This is a genomic window from Serratia sp. OLAL2 (assembly GCF_002752475.1).
Classification (GTDB): domain Bacteria; phylum Pseudomonadota; class Gammaproteobacteria; order Enterobacterales; family Enterobacteriaceae; genus Serratia; species Serratia bockelmannii.
In genome coordinates this window covers 72693-87579 of the sequence record NZ_MSTL01000007.1, presented here as the reverse complement: position 1 = coordinate 87579, position 14887 = coordinate 72693, and the positions used below count along the sequence as shown (strand labels likewise).

At 60.1% G+C, this 14887-nt stretch carries 13 protein-coding genes; 10 read left to right on the top strand and 3 right to left on the bottom strand.

Annotated elements, in window-relative coordinates; translation table 11 throughout:
- The first annotated feature begins 72 nt into the window (after positions 1-72).
- The 4 genes from BVU99_RS07375 (at position 73) to BVU99_RS07360 (ending at position 5688) form a co-directional block, all read left to right on the top strand.
- On the top strand, positions 73-495 hold the full coding sequence (locus BVU99_RS07375; RefSeq protein ID WP_043136420.1) for an NUDIX domain-containing protein: 423 nt from the start codon (positions 73-75) through the stop codon (positions 493-495).
- A gap of 215 nt (positions 496-710) precedes the next feature.
- A complete protein-coding gene (locus tag BVU99_RS07370) occupies positions 711-1871 on the top strand; it encodes a NapC/NirT family cytochrome c (protein ID WP_043136424.1) in 1161 nt (386 codons plus the stop codon).
- Positions 1872-1883: 12 nt separating this feature from the next.
- On the top strand, positions 1884-4358 hold the full coding sequence (gene torA / locus BVU99_RS07365) for a trimethylamine-N-oxide reductase TorA (protein ID WP_099817475.1): 2475 nt from the start codon (positions 1884-1886) through the stop codon (positions 4356-4358).
- A gap of 154 nt (positions 4359-4512) precedes the next feature.
- Positions 4513-5688: a sugar efflux transporter gene (locus BVU99_RS07360; RefSeq protein WP_099817474.1), complete on the top strand. Its 1176-nt coding sequence runs from the start codon at positions 4513-4515 to the stop codon at positions 5686-5688.
- Here BVU99_RS07360 and BVU99_RS07355 read toward each other — a convergent pair.
- Entirely contained in the window at positions 5685-5939 is a 255-nt protein-coding gene (locus BVU99_RS07355) for a YkgJ family cysteine cluster protein (RefSeq protein ID WP_019453627.1), read from the bottom strand. The genes BVU99_RS07360 and BVU99_RS07355 overlap by 4 nt on opposite strands.
- A gap of 319 nt (positions 5940-6258) precedes the next feature.
- Between BVU99_RS07355 and mtr the strand changes: the two genes are divergently transcribed.
- Together mtr and yeiP are read left to right on the top strand one after the other, a co-directional pair.
- Positions 6259-7503, top strand: coding sequence for a tryptophan permease (mtr, locus tag BVU99_RS07350; RefSeq protein ID WP_049208510.1), 1245 nt, complete (start codon positions 6259-6261; stop codon positions 7501-7503).
- A 126-nt stretch (positions 7504-7629) separates the two neighbouring features.
- Complete coding sequence (gene yeiP, locus BVU99_RS07345) at positions 7630-8202, top strand: elongation factor P-like protein YeiP (RefSeq protein WP_004935725.1); 573 nt, start codon at positions 7630-7632, stop codon at positions 8200-8202.
- A 42-nt stretch (positions 8203-8244) separates the two neighbouring features.
- Here yeiP and uxuA read toward each other — a convergent pair whose 3' ends face one another.
- Positions 8245-9435: a mannonate dehydratase gene (gene uxuA, locus BVU99_RS07340; protein WP_099817473.1), complete on the bottom strand. Its 1191-nt coding sequence runs from the start codon at positions 9433-9435 to the stop codon at positions 8245-8247.
- A 293-nt stretch (positions 9436-9728) separates the two neighbouring features.
- Here uxuA and BVU99_RS07335 point away from each other — a divergent pair, with 293 nt between their 5' ends.
- Positions 9729-11201 carry a fructuronate reductase gene (locus BVU99_RS07335; protein ID WP_099817472.1) on the top strand — a complete coding sequence of 491 codons (1473 nt, stop codon included), beginning with the start codon at positions 9729-9731 and terminating at the stop codon, positions 11199-11201.
- Between the two features lie 62 nt (positions 11202-11263).
- Here BVU99_RS07335 and BVU99_RS07330 read toward each other — a convergent pair whose 3' ends face one another.
- Complete coding sequence (locus BVU99_RS07330; RefSeq protein ID WP_004935734.1) at positions 11264-11572, bottom strand: type 1 fimbrial protein; 309 nt, start codon at positions 11570-11572, stop codon at positions 11264-11266.
- Positions 11573-11890: 318 nt separating this feature from the next.
- On the opposite strand from BVU99_RS07330, the gene BVU99_RS07325 reads away from it, so the two are divergent.
- From BVU99_RS07325 to mepS, 3 genes are all read left to right on the top strand, one after another.
- Positions 11891-12865, top strand: coding sequence for a GTP-binding protein (locus BVU99_RS07325; protein ID WP_025303551.1), 975 nt, complete (start codon positions 11891-11893; stop codon positions 12863-12865).
- A gap of 78 nt (positions 12866-12943) precedes the next feature.
- Complete coding sequence (locus BVU99_RS07320) at positions 12944-13654, top strand: phosphatase PAP2 family protein (protein ID WP_025303552.1); 711 nt, start codon at positions 12944-12946, stop codon at positions 13652-13654.
- Between the two features lie 410 nt (positions 13655-14064).
- Positions 14065-14640: a bifunctional murein DD-endopeptidase/murein LD-carboxypeptidase gene (gene mepS, locus BVU99_RS07310; protein ID WP_025303553.1), complete on the top strand. Its 576-nt coding sequence runs from the start codon at positions 14065-14067 to the stop codon at positions 14638-14640.
- Positions 14641-14887: the final 247 nt, after the last annotated feature.

The following is a 14887-nucleotide window of genomic DNA, read 5'->3' as shown; positions in this document are numbered from 1 at the left end:
TTTCATCGGCGCATTGGTCAGCGCCGGGGCAAAATGACATACTGTGCTGAAACTTTGCTGACGGAGAAAAGCATGAATGTAGTGACGGGCGTCGGGGTGATCATCGTCAACCCGCAAGGCGAGATTTTGCTGGGCAAACGCTGCGGCTCCCACGCGCCCTTTTGGTCGATCCCCGGCGGGCATCTGGATGCCGGTGAAACCTTCGAGCAGTGCGCCCAGCGCGAAATTGCCGAAGAAACCGGGTTGATCATCGATCCGCCGCGCTTCGTTGGCGTCAGCAACAATCTGCAAACCTGGCACGCCGAAGGCAAACACACCGTGTCTATCTGCCTGCAGGTGGATCACCCCGGCGGCGAAGCGGAGCTGAAAGAACCCGAAAAATGCGCCGAATGGCGTTGGTGCGCGCCAGACTCTCTGCCGGAACCCCATTTCGAAGCCAGCCGCACAGCGATCCGCCTGTGGCTGAGCGGCCAGGCCTATCTGCCCACGGCCTGACCCATCGCGAGCGCGTGCTGCGCCGCCCCACCGCTATATAAATTAGAATATAACGCTATTTTTTGCGATATAAACCATTTTTTTGACTACGGATAACCCCATGGGGTTAACCCTCTTCTATTATTACCCCTGCAATCGACGTGGCATTCTGACCTCCGGTCGGTGGCATTTTGGCAAGATTTTATTTTAAATTCATAATTATAAGCGGGTTTACCATGAGCAAAAAACTGACTGGCTTTGAAAAAAAGCGCCGGTGGGGATGGTTATGGCTTTTGCTGCTGGGGATTATCCTCGGCGCGGCGCTGTTGGCCGGGACTGCCACCGTATTCCATAAAACCAGCGATACCGCCTTCTGCGTTTCCTGCCACACCATGCAACAACCGCTGGCCGAATATCAGGGCAGCGTCCACTTCCAAAACACCAAGGGCATCCGCGCCGAGTGCGCCGACTGCCACGTCCCCCATCAGCCGATCGATTACCTGTGGACCAAGATCCGCGCGGTAAAAGACATCTACGGCGAGATGGTCGGCACCATCGATACGCCGGAAAAATACGAAGCGCACAAGCTGGCGATGGCGCAGTCGGTCTGGAAGACGCTGAAAGAAAACGATTCGGCCACCTGCCGTTCCTGCCACAGCTACGACGCCATGGACATCACCGCCCAGCGCCCTGAGGCGCGCCTGCAGCACCCGGTGGCGATCAAACAGGGCGAAACCTGCATCGACTGCCATAAAGGCGTGGCCCACATCCTGCCGGACATGAGCGGCGAAACCCAGGCTGGCGCCGCCGAGCTGGCCAAGGCCGCAGCGCTGACCGCACCGGGCGCCACCACCCTCTACACCATCGCCACCGAACCGTTCTTCCTCAGCGCAGACGACAGCCATAATGCCGGCAACCTGATGCCGTCCACCGAAGTGCAGGTGGTGAAACAGGAGGGCGACAAGGTGCTGGCCACCGTGAGCGGCTGGCAGCAAGACGGGGTCAGCGAAGTGTTCTACGCCGCGCAGGGCAAGCGCATCCTCAGCGTGCTGCTGGGTGAAGACGCGCGCAAACAGCTGAAGACCGCGTCCACCCAGACCGATGCGGAAACCGGCCTGGTCTGGCATCAGGTCTCTCTGCAGGTGTGGCTGCCGCGCAAGCAGCTGATCGACGATCAGCAAAAAATCTGGCGCTACGCCGCGGACATGATGTCGGCCAACTGCACCGGCTGTCACGGGCTGACCGCGCTCGATCGCTTCAACGCCAACCAATGGATCGGCGTCATCAAAGGCATGGCACCGCGCACCTCGCTGACGCAGGAACAGCTGCGCGTGCTGACACAATACGTACAAAAACACGCCAGCGACATGCCACCTGCCGCACCGGCCAAGCTTTAAGGGAGAAGCGCAATGAGCAACCAACAACCGTTAACCATGAGCCGCCGCCGCTTTCTGACCGGCGCCGCCGCGCTGACCGCCGCCCCGCTGCTGGCGGGCTTATGGCCCAAAGCGGCACTGGCGCAGGCCATCAGCGAAGCGCTGCCGCAGTTCATCGTCTTGCGTCAGGCGCAAAAAGGCATCCTGACCGGCGCCCACTGGGGCGCGTTTGAGGCCATCGTGCAGGACGGCAAGATGGTCGGCGTGCAGCCGGTGCAGGACGATCCGTATCCCAATGAGCTGATCACCATGGCGCCTTATCAGGTGCACGCCGAGAACCGCATCAAATACCCGATGGTGCGTAAAAGCTGGCTGGAAGGCGGCCCCGGCAGCCGTACCGAGCTGCGCGGCCGCGACGAGTGGGTGCGCGTCAGCTGGGATAAAGCGACCGAGCTGGTGTGCAATGAGATCACCCGCCTGCAGAAAGATCACGGCCCGCAGTCGATCTACGCCGGTTCCTACGGCTGGAAAAGCGTCGGCATGCTGCACAACAGCCGCACGCTGCTGCAGCGCCTGATGAACCTGACCGGCGGCTTCCTCGGCTACGCCGGCGACTACTCCACCGGCGCGGCGCAGGTGATCATGTCGCACGTGGTCGGCTCGATGGAGGTCTACGAACAGCAGACCGCCTGGCCGAACGTGATCGAAAACAGCGAGCTGGTGATCCTGTGGGGCTGCAACCCGATGGTCACGCTGAAAAACAGCTGGAACGTGCCGGATCACGTCGGCCAGACCGGTTTCGAAGCGCTGAAGAAAAAAGGCACCCGGGTGATCAGCATCGATCCGGTGCACAACGACAGCGCCAAGTTCGTCAATGCGCAGTGGATCGCCCCGCGCCCTTACACCGACGGCGCCATGCTGATCGGCATCGCCCACACGCTGCTGACCGAGAAGCTGCATAACCCGGACTTCCTGAAAACCTACACCGTCGGCTTCGACAAGTTCCAGGCCTACCTGCTGGGCGAGAGCGACGGCGTGGCGAAAACCGCCGAATGGGCGGCCGACATCAGCGGCGTCGATGCCGACACGCTGCGCGCGCTGGCGCGCGAGATGGCGAAGAGCCGCACCATGATCATGGGCGGCTGGGGCATTCAGCGCCAGCACCACGGCGAACAGCAGCACTGGCTGCTGGTGACGGTGGCGGCGATGCTCGGCCAAATCGGCCTGCCGGGCGGCGGCTTCGGCTTCAGCTACCACTATTCGTCCGGCGGCAGCCCAACCGCCAAGGGTGGCATCATCGCCGGCATCTCCGCCGGCAATGCGCCAAAAAACTCGCCGGCGCCGATCCCGGTGGCGCGCATCGCCGAATGCCTGAGCAACCCGGGCAAAACCATCGACTTCAACGGCGCCAAGGTCACCTACCCCGAGGTGAAAATGGTGTATGTGGCGGGCGGTAACACCTTCCACCAGCATCAGGACACCAATAACCTGGTCAAAGCCTGGCAGCGGCCGGACACCATCGTGGTCAACGAACCTTATTGGACCGCCACCGCCAAGCATGCCGATATCGTGCTGCCGGCCACCACCAGCTACGAGCGCAACGATCTGGAGATGGGGGGTGACTATTCGCAGCTCTATGTGTTCCCGATGCATCAATGCGTGCCGCCGCAGCACGAATCGCGCAGTGACTTCGACATCTTCTCGGCGATGGCGGCCAGGCTGGGCGTGCAGGAGGCCTTTACCGAGGGCAAGGATGAAACCCAGTGGCTGAAAGGCATGTATGACGACATGAAAAACCAGGCGCGCGCCGCGCGGGTGGCGCTGCCGCCGTTCGACATGTTCTGGCAATCCAATAACTACGTGCGTTTCCCGGTGCCCGAGGCCAATAAGCAGTGGGTGCGCTTCGCCGATTATCGTGACAACCCGCTGCTGAACCCGCTGGGCACGCCGTCGGGCAAGATCGAGATCTACTCCGACGCGATCGCCAAAATGCATTATGCGGATTGCCCCGGCATCCCGACCTGGATGCCGCCGCACGAGTGGTATCGCGGGCCCGAAGCGGCCAAGTATCCGCTGTCGCTCAATACCGCGCACCCGACCAACCGGCTGCACTCTCAGCTCGACAACACGCCGCTGCGCGAGAAATACGCGGTAGCGGATCGTGAAGCGATCCTGATCCACCCGCAGGACGCGCAGCCGCGCGGCATCAGTGGCGGCGATCTGGTACGGGCGTACAACGATCGCGGCCAGATCCTGGTGGGCGCGGTGGTCAGCGAAGACGTGCGGCCCGGCGTGGTGCGCATCAGCGAAGGCGCCTGGTTCGATCCGGCCGATCCGGCGCAGCCCGGCTCGCTGTGCAAGAACGGTAACGTCAACTGCCTGACCTTCGACATCGGCTCTTCCAGCCTGGCGCAGGGCAACTGCGGGCAGATGGCGCAGCTGCAGATCGAGAAATATCAGGGGCCGGCGCTGAAAAATACCGCGCACGCGGTGCCGCAAGGCGCCTGATTTACCGGCAAGCAAGGGGGCGCAACGCGCCCCTTTTTTCTCGTCGCCGCGCGACATATCCGTTTACCCTTCGCCGCAAAGGAGCGGTTTGCGTTTCATTTCAACGGGCGTATGATGCGCGCGACCTTCCTTTTTCGACGAATTCTCAACCACCATGCCGACTTCATCCGCAGTAACGCGACGCGCGCCCGATCTCACTTCGCTGGCCTTTTTGGCGGTGGCGTTCCTGACCGGCATCGCCGGTGCGTTGCAAACCCCGACGCTGAGCCTGTTTTTGGAAACCGAAGTCAAGGTGCGGCCGGCGCTGGTTGGGCTGTTCTTTACCGGCAGCGCGGTGATCGGCATTCTGGTCAGCCAGTTTCTCGCCGGCCGCTCGGATAAAAAAGGCGACCGCAAATCACTGATCTTCCTCTGCTGTATGCTGGGGGCGCTGGGGTTCACGCTGTTCGCCTGGAGCCGCAACTATTACCTGCTGCTGCTCGTCGGCGTGCTGCTCACCAGCTTCGGCTCCACCGCTAACCCGCAAATGTTCGCTCTGGCGCGCGAACACGCCGATCGCACCGGCCGCGAGGCGGTCATGTTCACCTCCATCATGCGCGCCCAGGTCTCGCTCGCCTGGGTCATTGGCCCGCCGATCGCCTTCGCGCTGGCGCTGGGCTTCGGCTTCAAGGCCATGTATCTGGCGGGCGCGGCGGCCTTTGTGCTGTGCGGCCTGCTGGTGTGGAAACGGCTGCCTTCCATGCCGAAAACTGCCGCGGCGAGTGCGCCCCTGGCCGCACCGCGCCAGCATCGCCGCGATGCGCTACTGCTGTTTGGCGCCAGCACTTTGATGTGGACCGCCAACAGCATGTACCTGATCAACATGCCGCTGTATATGGTGCACGAACTGCGGCTGCCGGAGCGGCTGGTCGGCGTGCTGATGGGCACCGCCGCCGGGCTGGAAATCCCGATCATGCTGATCGCCGGTCTGGTGGCGAAACGCTGCGGCAAGCGTTGTTTGATGCTAGGTGCTGCCGTCGCCGGCGTATTATTCTATTGCAGCCTGCTGTTTATCACCGGCAGTGTCCAACTCATCGCCCTGCAGCTGCTGAATGCGGCGTTTATCGGCGTGTTGGCGGGGATCGGCATGCTCTACTTCCAGGATTTGATGCCCGGCCAGGCCGGCACGGCCACCACGCTGTTCACCAACACCATTCGGGTCGGCTGGGTCATTGCCGGCGCCATCGCCGGTGCGGTGGCGGAAATCTGGAACTACCATGCGGTATTTTACGCCGCGCTGGCGATGGCGGCAGGTGCGACGCTGTGTCTGTGGAAGCTGAGGGAAGTTTAGGGCGCGGTGTCCGCTTCCAGCCTGGCGAGGTAGATCAGCGCCTGATCGCGGTGATCGTGGCACATATCGCGGCTCGGCTGCAGGCTGCCGCACACTTTCGGCCGCAGCGGCGAATGAAACAGGCCGCAGCGCAGCTGTTCATCCAGATGAATGCAGCGGGTATTGGCGGGCTTACCGTTCGGCATGCCGGGGATCGGGCTGGATATTGACGGCGCGATACAGCAGGCGCCGCAGTCGCTGCGACAGTCCATCAGCGCTACTCCTGGTGGGCTGGGGAAAAGAAGCGCGACAATAGCAGCCGCGCGCGGTGGCCGCCAGCAGAATCCCTGCGCCCCTGCGATCTTTACACTCGTCCCGCAACCGTCTTACCCCGCCTGATTCGCCGCCTGATTCGCCGCCTGATTCGCCGCCTGATTCGCCGCCTGATTCGCCGCCTGGCGAGTAAACGCCCAAAAAGCCGCAATTTAAAGACAAAAACGCGTGAAACGTGCAATCCCCCCGCTTTACATGCGCCATGCACCAATGTACCATTGAGCTAGTACAAAAGAACTTCTTCCATCAGGAGCACGCATGTCTACGGACACCATCCAGAAGCTGGCCCGCCCTTCCGTCCTCGGCGGCGCGATGATCATTGCCGGAACCGCCGTTGGCGCCGGCATGTTTTCCATTCCGATCGTCACTTCCGGTGTCTGGTTCAGCGGCTCCGTCGCGCTGCTGGTGTATACCTGGGCCTGCATGTTGCTTTCCGGCCTGATGATCCTCGAAGCCACGCTGCACTACCCGAGCGGCGCCAGCTTCAACACCATGGTCAAGGATCTGCTGGGCAAAGGCTGGAACGCCGTGAACGGCCTGTCGGTGGCGTTCGTGCTGTACATCCTGACCTACGCCTATATCTCCGCGGGCGGTTCGATCATCGCGCATACGCTGGAGGGCATCGTCGGCGTCGGCCAGACCACCGCCGGCCTGGTCTTCGCACTGGTCGTGGCGTTTATCGTCTGGCTCTCCACCCGCGCGGTCGACCGCCTGAGCACCATTCTGATCGGCGGCATGGTGATCACCTTCGTGATGTCCGTGGGCGACATGTTCACCCACGTGCAGCCCGCGGTGCTGTTCAACACCGACGATGACCAGGCCAGCTATCTGCCTTACGCCCTGGCGGCGCTGCCTTACCTGCTGACCTCGTTCGGCTACCACGGCAACATTCCCGGGCTGGTGAAGTACTACCACAAGGACAGCAGCTCCGTGGTGCGCAGCCTGGTGTACGGCACCCTGCTGGCATTGGCTATCTACATCCTGTGGCAGTATGTGATTCAGGGCAATATCGCGCGCGATGCCTTTAAGCAGGTGATCGCCGAAGGCGGCAATATCGGCAGCCTGCTCAAGCAAATGGGCAACGTCTCCAGCAGCCAGACCGTCAGCCAACTGCTGAACGCCTTCTCCTATATGGCGCTGGCCAGCTCGTTCCTCGGCGTGTCGCTGGGCCTGTTCGACTACCTGGCGGACTTCTGCAAGTTTAAGGACGACGCCGTCGGGCGCAGCAAGACCGCGCTGGTGACCTTTGTGCCGCCGACCCTGGCCGCGCTGCTGTTCCCGAACGGTTTTCTGTACGCCATCGGCTTTGCCGGGCTGGCGGCCACCATCTGGGCGGTGATCGTGCCGGCGCTGATGGCGCGTGCCAGCCGCCGCCGCTATCCGCAGGCGGGTTACCGCGCACCGGGCGGTAACGGCGTGATCCTGTTCGTCATCCTGTTCGGCTTGATCAACGCCGCCGCGCATATTCTGTCGCTTTTCGGCCTGCTGCCGGTCTTCCACTAATCCCCGACGGGAGGGCGGCCGCCCTCCCTTTCCCGCACTGTTTTTGCGCCGGGCTATTGCCTGAAATCGGTGGCGCGAGTACCTTGTCGCAACTTCTCTAATACTCTTCATTGCGGATGAATTGAAATGGCAAGAGCTAACGAAATTAAACGCGGCATGGCGATCAGCTACAACGGCAAGCTGCTGCTGGTAAAAGATATCGACGTGCAGAGCCCGAGCGCCCGCGGCGCCAGCACCCTGTACAAAATGCGCTTCTCCGACGTGCGCACCGGCCTGAAAGTGGAAGAACGCTTCAAGGGCGACGATATCCTGGACACCATTTCCCTGTCGCGCCGCAAGGTGAACTTCTCCTATATCGACGGCGAAGAATACGTGTTTATGGATGACGAAGATTACACGCCGTACATCTTCAAGAAAGACCAGATCGAAGACGAGCTGCTGTTCATTCCGGAAGGCGGCCTGCCGGGCATGCAGGTGCTGACGCTGGATGGCCAGGTGCTGGCGCTGGAGCTGCCGCAGACCGTAGATATGGAAATCGTCGAGACCGCGCCGGGCATCAAAGGCGCCTCCGCCAGCGCCCGCAACAAACCAGCCACCATGGCGACCGGTCTGGTGATCCACGTGCCGGAATACCTCAGCGCCGGCGACAAAATTCGCATTCATATCGCCGAACGCCGCTACATGAGCCGCGCTGACTAGTCGCGCCAGCGGGGCCGAGTCTCGGCCCCGTTTCATTTTCCGCTACGGCAATTCCGGGAAAAAGCGCCGCTTGAGCGCCAGCTCGACGCCGCGCAGCTCCGCCAGCCCTTTCAACCGCCCGATGGCCGAATAGCCCGGATTGGTTTTCTTTTTCAAATCGTCCAGCATCTGATGCCCATGATCGGGGCGCATCGGGATCGGCCGCCGATCGCCGGCCCGTTGCCGACGCAGCTCTTCGGTCAGGATCGCTTCGATCACCGCCACCATGTCCACATCGCCCTGCAGGTGCGCCCCCTCGTGGAAGCTTTTCGGGTTCTCCTCGCGGCAGGTGGCGCGCAGGTGGGTGAAGTGAATGCGATCGCCGAAGGTTTCAATCATCCGCACCAGATCGTTGTCGGCGCGCACGCCGTAGGAACCGGTGCACAGGGTGAAGCCGTTATGAATGCTGTCGACGGTCTGCTTCAGCCACTGCATGTCTTCAATCGTGGAGACGATGCGCGGCAGGCCGAGGATCGGCCGCGGCGGATCGTCGGGATGCACCGCCAGCCGGATGCCGGCCTCTTCCGCCACCGGCACGATGGCGCGCAGAAAGACCGCCATGTTTTCGCGCAATTGCGCCTTGTCGATGCCGTCGTATTCCGCCAGGCGGCGGCGGAACTGATCCAGCGTATAGCCTTCTTCCGCTCCCGGCAGGCCAGCGATGATATTGCCGGTCAGCGTGGCTTTCTCCTCCTCGCTCATGGCGGCGAAATAGGCTGCCGCCTGACTGCGCTCTTGCGGCGTATAGTCCACCTCGGCGCCGGCGCGCTGCAGGATATGCAACTCGAACGCGGCGAAGGCGATCTGATCGAAACGCAGCGCCTTGGCGCCGTCCGGCAGCAAATAGGCCAGATCGGTACGCGTCCAGTCGAGGATCGGCATGAAGTTGTAGCAGACGGTATCGATGCCGCAGGCCGCCAGGTTGCGCAGCGTCTGCTGGTAATGGGCGATATGCCGCTGCCAGTCGCCGCTGTGGGTTTTGATCTCCTCATGCACCGGCACGCTCTCCACCACCGACCACACCAGCCCCTTTTCCGCCAATAGCGCCTGCCGCGCGCGGATTTCGTCGATCGGCCAGACTTCGCCGTTCGCGATATGATGCAGCGCCGTCACGACTCCGGTCGCCCCGGCCTGACGCACATCATCCAAAGAGACCGGATCGTTCGGGCCATACCAACGCCATGTTTGTTCCATGTTTTGTCCTTATGCCTGTCTCGCATCGCGATGCTGTTATACCAGTTTAACGTAGATGTCAGTTATCTTTAAGGTACTCTTTCGCAACGCGCTGTCAAAAGTGAACCGCGCATTGGTTGATCCACTTCACGATTTTGGCTTATTTTGGACTGACCAATTCCTTTAACCTGTCGACAGACCTACACTGGTCGCAGTTTTTTATCGCCAGCGCCATCCTGCCCATACGGCGGCAAACTGGTCCGCTAACTTGATGCAAGTGGCCCGCCAGCTGTCCTACACGCTTTGGAGATGAGATGAAAACGATCGCCAACACCCCGCTACCGGGCACCGTCCGGCAACCGAACTATGATCGCCGTGCCCTGCGCAGCCGTATCGTGCACCTGGGTTTCGGCGCGTTTCACCGCGCACATCAAGCGCTGCTGACGGATCGGGTATTGAACGCCCAGGGCGGCGACTGGGGCATTTGCGAAATCAGCCTGTCTGGCGGCGTGCCGCTGTTTGAGGCGCTGCGGCAGCAGGATCATCTGTACAGCGTGCTGGAGAAAGGCGCGGACGGCCATCAGGCCATTGTGATCGGCGCGGTGCATGAAAGCCTGCACCGCAAGCTGGAGGGCATCGCCGCAGTGCTGGAGAAGCTGGCAGAGCCGCAGGTGGCAATCGTCTCGATGACCATCACCGAAAAAGGCTACTGCATCGAGCCCGGCAACGGGCAACTGGATTGGCAGCATCCGGGGATCGTCGCCGATCTGGCGGCGCCGCATCAGCCGCAGACCGTGCCCGGCATTGTGGTAGAGGCGCTGCGGCTGCGGCGCGAACGCGGCCTGCCCGCCTTTTCCCTGCTCTCCTGCGACAATATTCCGGAGAACGGCCACGTGCTGCGTCGGGCGGTGCTCGATCTGGCGCAGGCGCGGGATCCGTCGCTCGCCGATTGGATCGTCGCCGCCGCCACCTTCCCCTGCACCATGGTGGACCGCATCGTGCCGGCCGCCACGCCGACCACGCTGGATGAGATCGCCGCCGCGCTGGGCGGCGTGCGCGACGAATGCGCCATCGCCTGCGAGCCCTTCATTCAATGGGTGGTGGAAGACAACTTCGTCGCCGGACGCCCGGCGTGGGAGCTGGCCGGCGCCCAGTTGGTCAGCGATGTGCTGCCGTTTGAACACATGAAGCTGCGCATGCTGAACGGCAGCCACTCGTTCCTGGCTTATCTCGGCTACCTGGGCGGCTACCGCTATATCAACGAGTGCATGGCGGATGAGCACTACCGTCGCGCCGCCCTGCGATTGATGCTGGACGAACAGGCCCCGACGCTGAGCGTCACCGGCATCAGTCTGGCCGACTACGCCGCACAGCTTATCGCGCGCTTCAGCAATCCGGCGCTGCAACACCTCACCTGGCAGATCGCCATGGACGGTTCGCAGAAGCTACCGCAGCGTCTGCTGGACGCCGTGCGCTGGCATCTGCGGCACGGCGGCGACTATAGCGGGCTGGCGCTGGGCGTGGCGGGCTGGATGCGTTACATCGGCGGCGTCGATGACGCCGGACAGCCGATCGACATTCGCGATCCGCTGGCAGACGTGCTGCAACAGACTGTCGCCGCCACGCCGGACGATCGGCGGCGCGTAACGGCGCTGCTGGCGCTCAAACCGGTGTTCGGCGAAGCGCTGGCGACGCATGGGGGGTTTACCGACGCAGTGACGCAAGCCTATTTGTCACTGCGCGATCGCGGTGCGCGTGAAACGGTAAAGCATTGGGTGATGCGGTGAGGAGCCTGCAAGACCGAGAATAACCATGCCGGCGTAACGTTACGCCGGCATGGCGGAACGACTTAACGATAAACGACCGTCATAACAGCAAGTTTCTTCTGTTGGTCTACCCACTTCATTTCGGTTGTGCCAAGATTCAGCGGAAGTTCTTTGCGTGTAGTATCAAAACCTGACAACGCTTGCTGGGCCTGATAATGCTGGCCGTTGCGGTAACATTGCGTATTCGCCTTAGAATCTGCAATCTTGACCGTGCAAGGACTTTCAACGATAGAGCCGACGAAGCGAATTACCCCGCCGGCCACTCCTGCCTGACTCACTGCCGTCCATGAAAACAACATTCCTACGATCAAAAATAACCGAAAGGTATTCATGGCAACCTCATTTTTAGTTAAGCCAATTTAACCATAGAGGATCTTGTTAGGAATAATCGCAAGGAAAGGGACAGGATTTGATCGTTAATCGCGTCATTAACAATGTAAAAACAAGCTACTAACAAAAGTTAACCGTATCTAATACAGGGTTTTATCTAAGAATTTTCTTGCAAAGAAAGGTGGATTTTATCGGTTGAAAAGCGCAGGGTGACATGCAAAATTTGCGAGATAGAGCACAAATTAAATCGCGGTCGTTTCACCGATACGGCTGCGTAACTCATTTATTAAGCAGGTTAATTTTTGCGCCAGGAATGATTAATGACCAAAACCAATTTGATTACCGGTTTCCTCGGCAGCGGTAAAACCACCACTATCCGCCATTTGCTGGCTCATAAACCCGAACATGAACGCTGGGCGGTATTGGTCAATGAATTCGGCGAGATCGGCATCGACGGCGCGCTGCTGGCGGACAGCGGCGCGGTGCTCAAAGAGATCCCCGGCGGTTGCATGTGCTGCGTCAACGGCCTGCCGATGCAGGTGGGCTTGAATATGCTGTTGCAACAGGCCAAACCGGACCGGCTGCTGATCGAGCCGACCGGGCTAGGACACCCGAAGCAAATCCTGTCACTGCTGACCCAGGAGAGCTATGCCGGCTGGATCGATCTGCAGGCCACGCTGTGCCTGCTGGATGCCCGCCAGCTTAGCCAACCCCGCTACCGCGACAACGAAAATTTCCGCGATCAGCTGGCCGCGGCCGACGTTATTCTGGCCAGCAAAAACGACACCTATCAACCGCAAGACAGACTGGCGCTGGAAGCCTGGAGGGCGCAAGATTCGCTGCAGCGGCCCTGCTACGCCATCGCGCAAGGCGAAGCAGATGTCGCGCTGTTGTCACTTCCTCGCACAAATCGTACAGAATTGCCGGACGCGCAGCATCATCATGGTCAGGCGAAAAAGCAGGGGCTGGCGGCGCTGCGGCTGCCGGAACACGCCCGTTGGCGGCGAGCGCTGAACGAAGGGCAAGGCTTCACCAGCTGCGGCTGGATTTTTGACGGCGACACCCGGTTCGATACCGTCGGTTTCATGGAGTGGGTGCGGCTGGCGCCGGTCGAACGAATCAAAGGCGTGGTGCGCATCCCCGAAGGCACATTGCTGATCAATCGCCAGGGGCAGGATCTCAACATCGAAACCCGCCCGCTCGCACCGCTCGACAGCCGAATTGAACTGATCCACAGCGAAAATGCCGATTGGAACGCCCTGCAATCCGCCTTGTTTAAGATTCGTTTAAGTTAAACCCCGTACCGTTGCCCCCCGGTTGTCGCAGGGCAACCGGGTTTTGTTTCGTTTTCATTTTTCCAACAGGTTTATGTCATGACACGCCGCAATTTACCCTTCATTCTCTTCTTCAATTTACTGGGCGTTGCGCTGTTTCTGTCCTGGTTCCTGCCGGCCAATCACGGCGGCTGGTTTACCCTGGATTCGGCGATCTTCTTCTTCTTTAACCGCCATCTGGCCACCGACCCGGCGTTTTTGCACCTGGTCGCCATCACCAACAACCGCGCGTTCGACGCGATCTCGCTGCTCGCCATGGGGCTGCTGTATCTGTACTTTTATCTGAAGCAGGACGCCGCCGGCCGCCGCCGTCTGGTGATCACCGGCGTGGTGATGCTGCTGACCGCCGTGGTGCTGAACCAGCTTGGCCATCTGCTGCCGGTGAAGCATCCGAGCCCCACCCTGACCTTTGACAATATCAATCGCGTCAGCGAACTGACCGGCATCCCCACTAAGGACGCTTCCGGCGACAGCTTCCCCGGCGACCACGGCATGATGCTGATTATTTTTTCCTGCTTTATGCTGCGCTATTTCGGCCGCGGCGCCTTTGCCATCGCCCTGCTGATTACGCTGGTCTTCTCATTGCCACGCGTGATGATTGGCGCCCACTGGTTTACCGATATCGCCGTCGGCTCGCTGTCCGTGGTGCTGGTTGGTGCCAGCTGGGTGCTGATGACGCCTTGCAGCGACTGGATCGTCGATCGGTTGAACCGCCTGTTGCCCGGCAAGCACCGTCCCAGCCAACCATAATATGCATTTATGACTCATACCGGGAGGTGCCCGCCTCCCGGCCTTTCCCCCTTCGCCGAGCGCAAAATGTCGCCACCAGTCGTTAACGCTTTTGCAACCTGATTTCACGCCAGATTCATACATCGGACAATTGGCGTTTTTTATATGAAGATTTACATTATGTTACATCACAAATTCATATAAAAAAGACGGGAAAAAGGCTCGCAATCCCCTATTTGTTCCGGTAATCTCAGATGCGTTTGTGCCTGGTTTAAGTCGAATCAGTATGGAATCCGATAAAAATGTGCGTTCTCGCACGTTTTCAACGGTAACTGGTTGTCGATGCAACAGGTGCGGACTAGGCTCGTTCCGTTTGGCATTTTTCAGGTAGCGACTTTCGTCGTTAAGGACTTCAAGGGAAAACAACAACAATGGTCAAATCTCAACCGTTTCTGAGATATTTTTTGCGGGTAGTCCCTGCAATTGCCGCTGCGGTTATGCTGTCAGCGTGCAGCTCGACTCACACTTCGAACTTGAATAACGCACAAACTGAGATGCGTGCAGTTAATGACAAAGACGGTCTTTTACTGCAAGCCTCTCAGGATGAATTCGAAGCGATGGTCCGCAACGTTGACGTCAAGTCAAAGATTATGGATCAGTACGCGGACTGGAAAGGCGTTCGCTACCGCTTAGGCGGTGACACCAAGCGCGGCATCGATTGCTCGGCGTTTGTACAGCGCACCTTCCGCGAACAGTTCGGTATGGATTTACCGCGTTCTACCTATGAACAGGAAGATCTCGGCAAGAAAATCCAGCGCACCAAGCTGCGCGCCGGCGATTTAGTGCTGTTCCGCGCCGGTTCTACCGGGCGCCATGTCGGCATCTATTTAGGTAACGATCAGTTCGTTCACGCTTCTACCAGCAGTGGCGTCATGATTTCCAAGCTGACCGATAACTATTGGAATAAACGTTATCGAGAAGCACGCCGAGTGTTGACCAACGGCTGACGGCGCAACGCCCTGAAGATCCTGAATACCAAACGAGCGATAAGCGCCGCCTACGGGCGGCGTTTTTTTTGGCTGTCGAATGGGTATCATCAAGATTGATCCCTGCCTTATCGTCACCGTTCCCCACTTAACACTGCCGCACGTCGTTATTTTGATAAACTGTTGGCAGGAAATCGCGCCGTCGAGGAAAAACTCGCCTATTATCGTCAGATGACGGCAACGGCGCCCCGGCGTTATTTAAAACGTT

Bases quoted from the DNA above. Each gene is read 5' to 3' on its own strand.
- BVU99_RS07375 (WP_043136420.1), top strand. From the start codon at position 73: ATGAATGTAGTGACGGGCGTCGGGGTGATCATCGTCAACCCGCAAGGC.
- BVU99_RS07370 (WP_043136424.1), top strand. From the start codon at position 711: ATGAGCAAAAAACTGACTGGCTTTGAAAAAAAGCGCCGGTGGGGATGG.
- torA (WP_099817475.1), top strand. From the start codon at position 1,884: ATGAGCAACCAACAACCGTTAACCATGAGCCGCCGCCGCTTTCTGACC.
- BVU99_RS07360 (WP_099817474.1), top strand. From the start codon at position 4,513: ATGCCGACTTCATCCGCAGTAACGCGACGCGCGCCCGATCTCACTTCG.
- BVU99_RS07355 (WP_019453627.1), bottom strand. From the start codon at position 5,939: ATGGACTGTCGCAGCGACTGCGGCGCCTGCTGTATCGCGCCGTCAATA.
- mtr (WP_049208510.1), top strand. From the start codon at position 6,259: ATGTCTACGGACACCATCCAGAAGCTGGCCCGCCCTTCCGTCCTCGGC.
- yeiP (WP_004935725.1), top strand. From the start codon at position 7,630: ATGGCAAGAGCTAACGAAATTAAACGCGGCATGGCGATCAGCTACAAC.
- uxuA (WP_099817473.1), bottom strand. From the start codon at position 9,435: ATGGAACAAACATGGCGTTGGTATGGCCCGAACGATCCGGTCTCTTTG.
- BVU99_RS07335 (WP_099817472.1), top strand. From the start codon at position 9,729: ATGAAAACGATCGCCAACACCCCGCTACCGGGCACCGTCCGGCAACCG.
- BVU99_RS07330 (WP_004935734.1), bottom strand. From the start codon at position 11,572: ATGAATACCTTTCGGTTATTTTTGATCGTAGGAATGTTGTTTTCATGG.
- BVU99_RS07325 (WP_025303551.1), top strand. From the start codon at position 11,891: ATGACCAAAACCAATTTGATTACCGGTTTCCTCGGCAGCGGTAAAACC.
- BVU99_RS07320 (WP_025303552.1), top strand. From the start codon at position 12,944: ATGACACGCCGCAATTTACCCTTCATTCTCTTCTTCAATTTACTGGGC.
- mepS (WP_025303553.1), top strand. From the start codon at position 14,065: ATGGTCAAATCTCAACCGTTTCTGAGATATTTTTTGCGGGTAGTCCCT.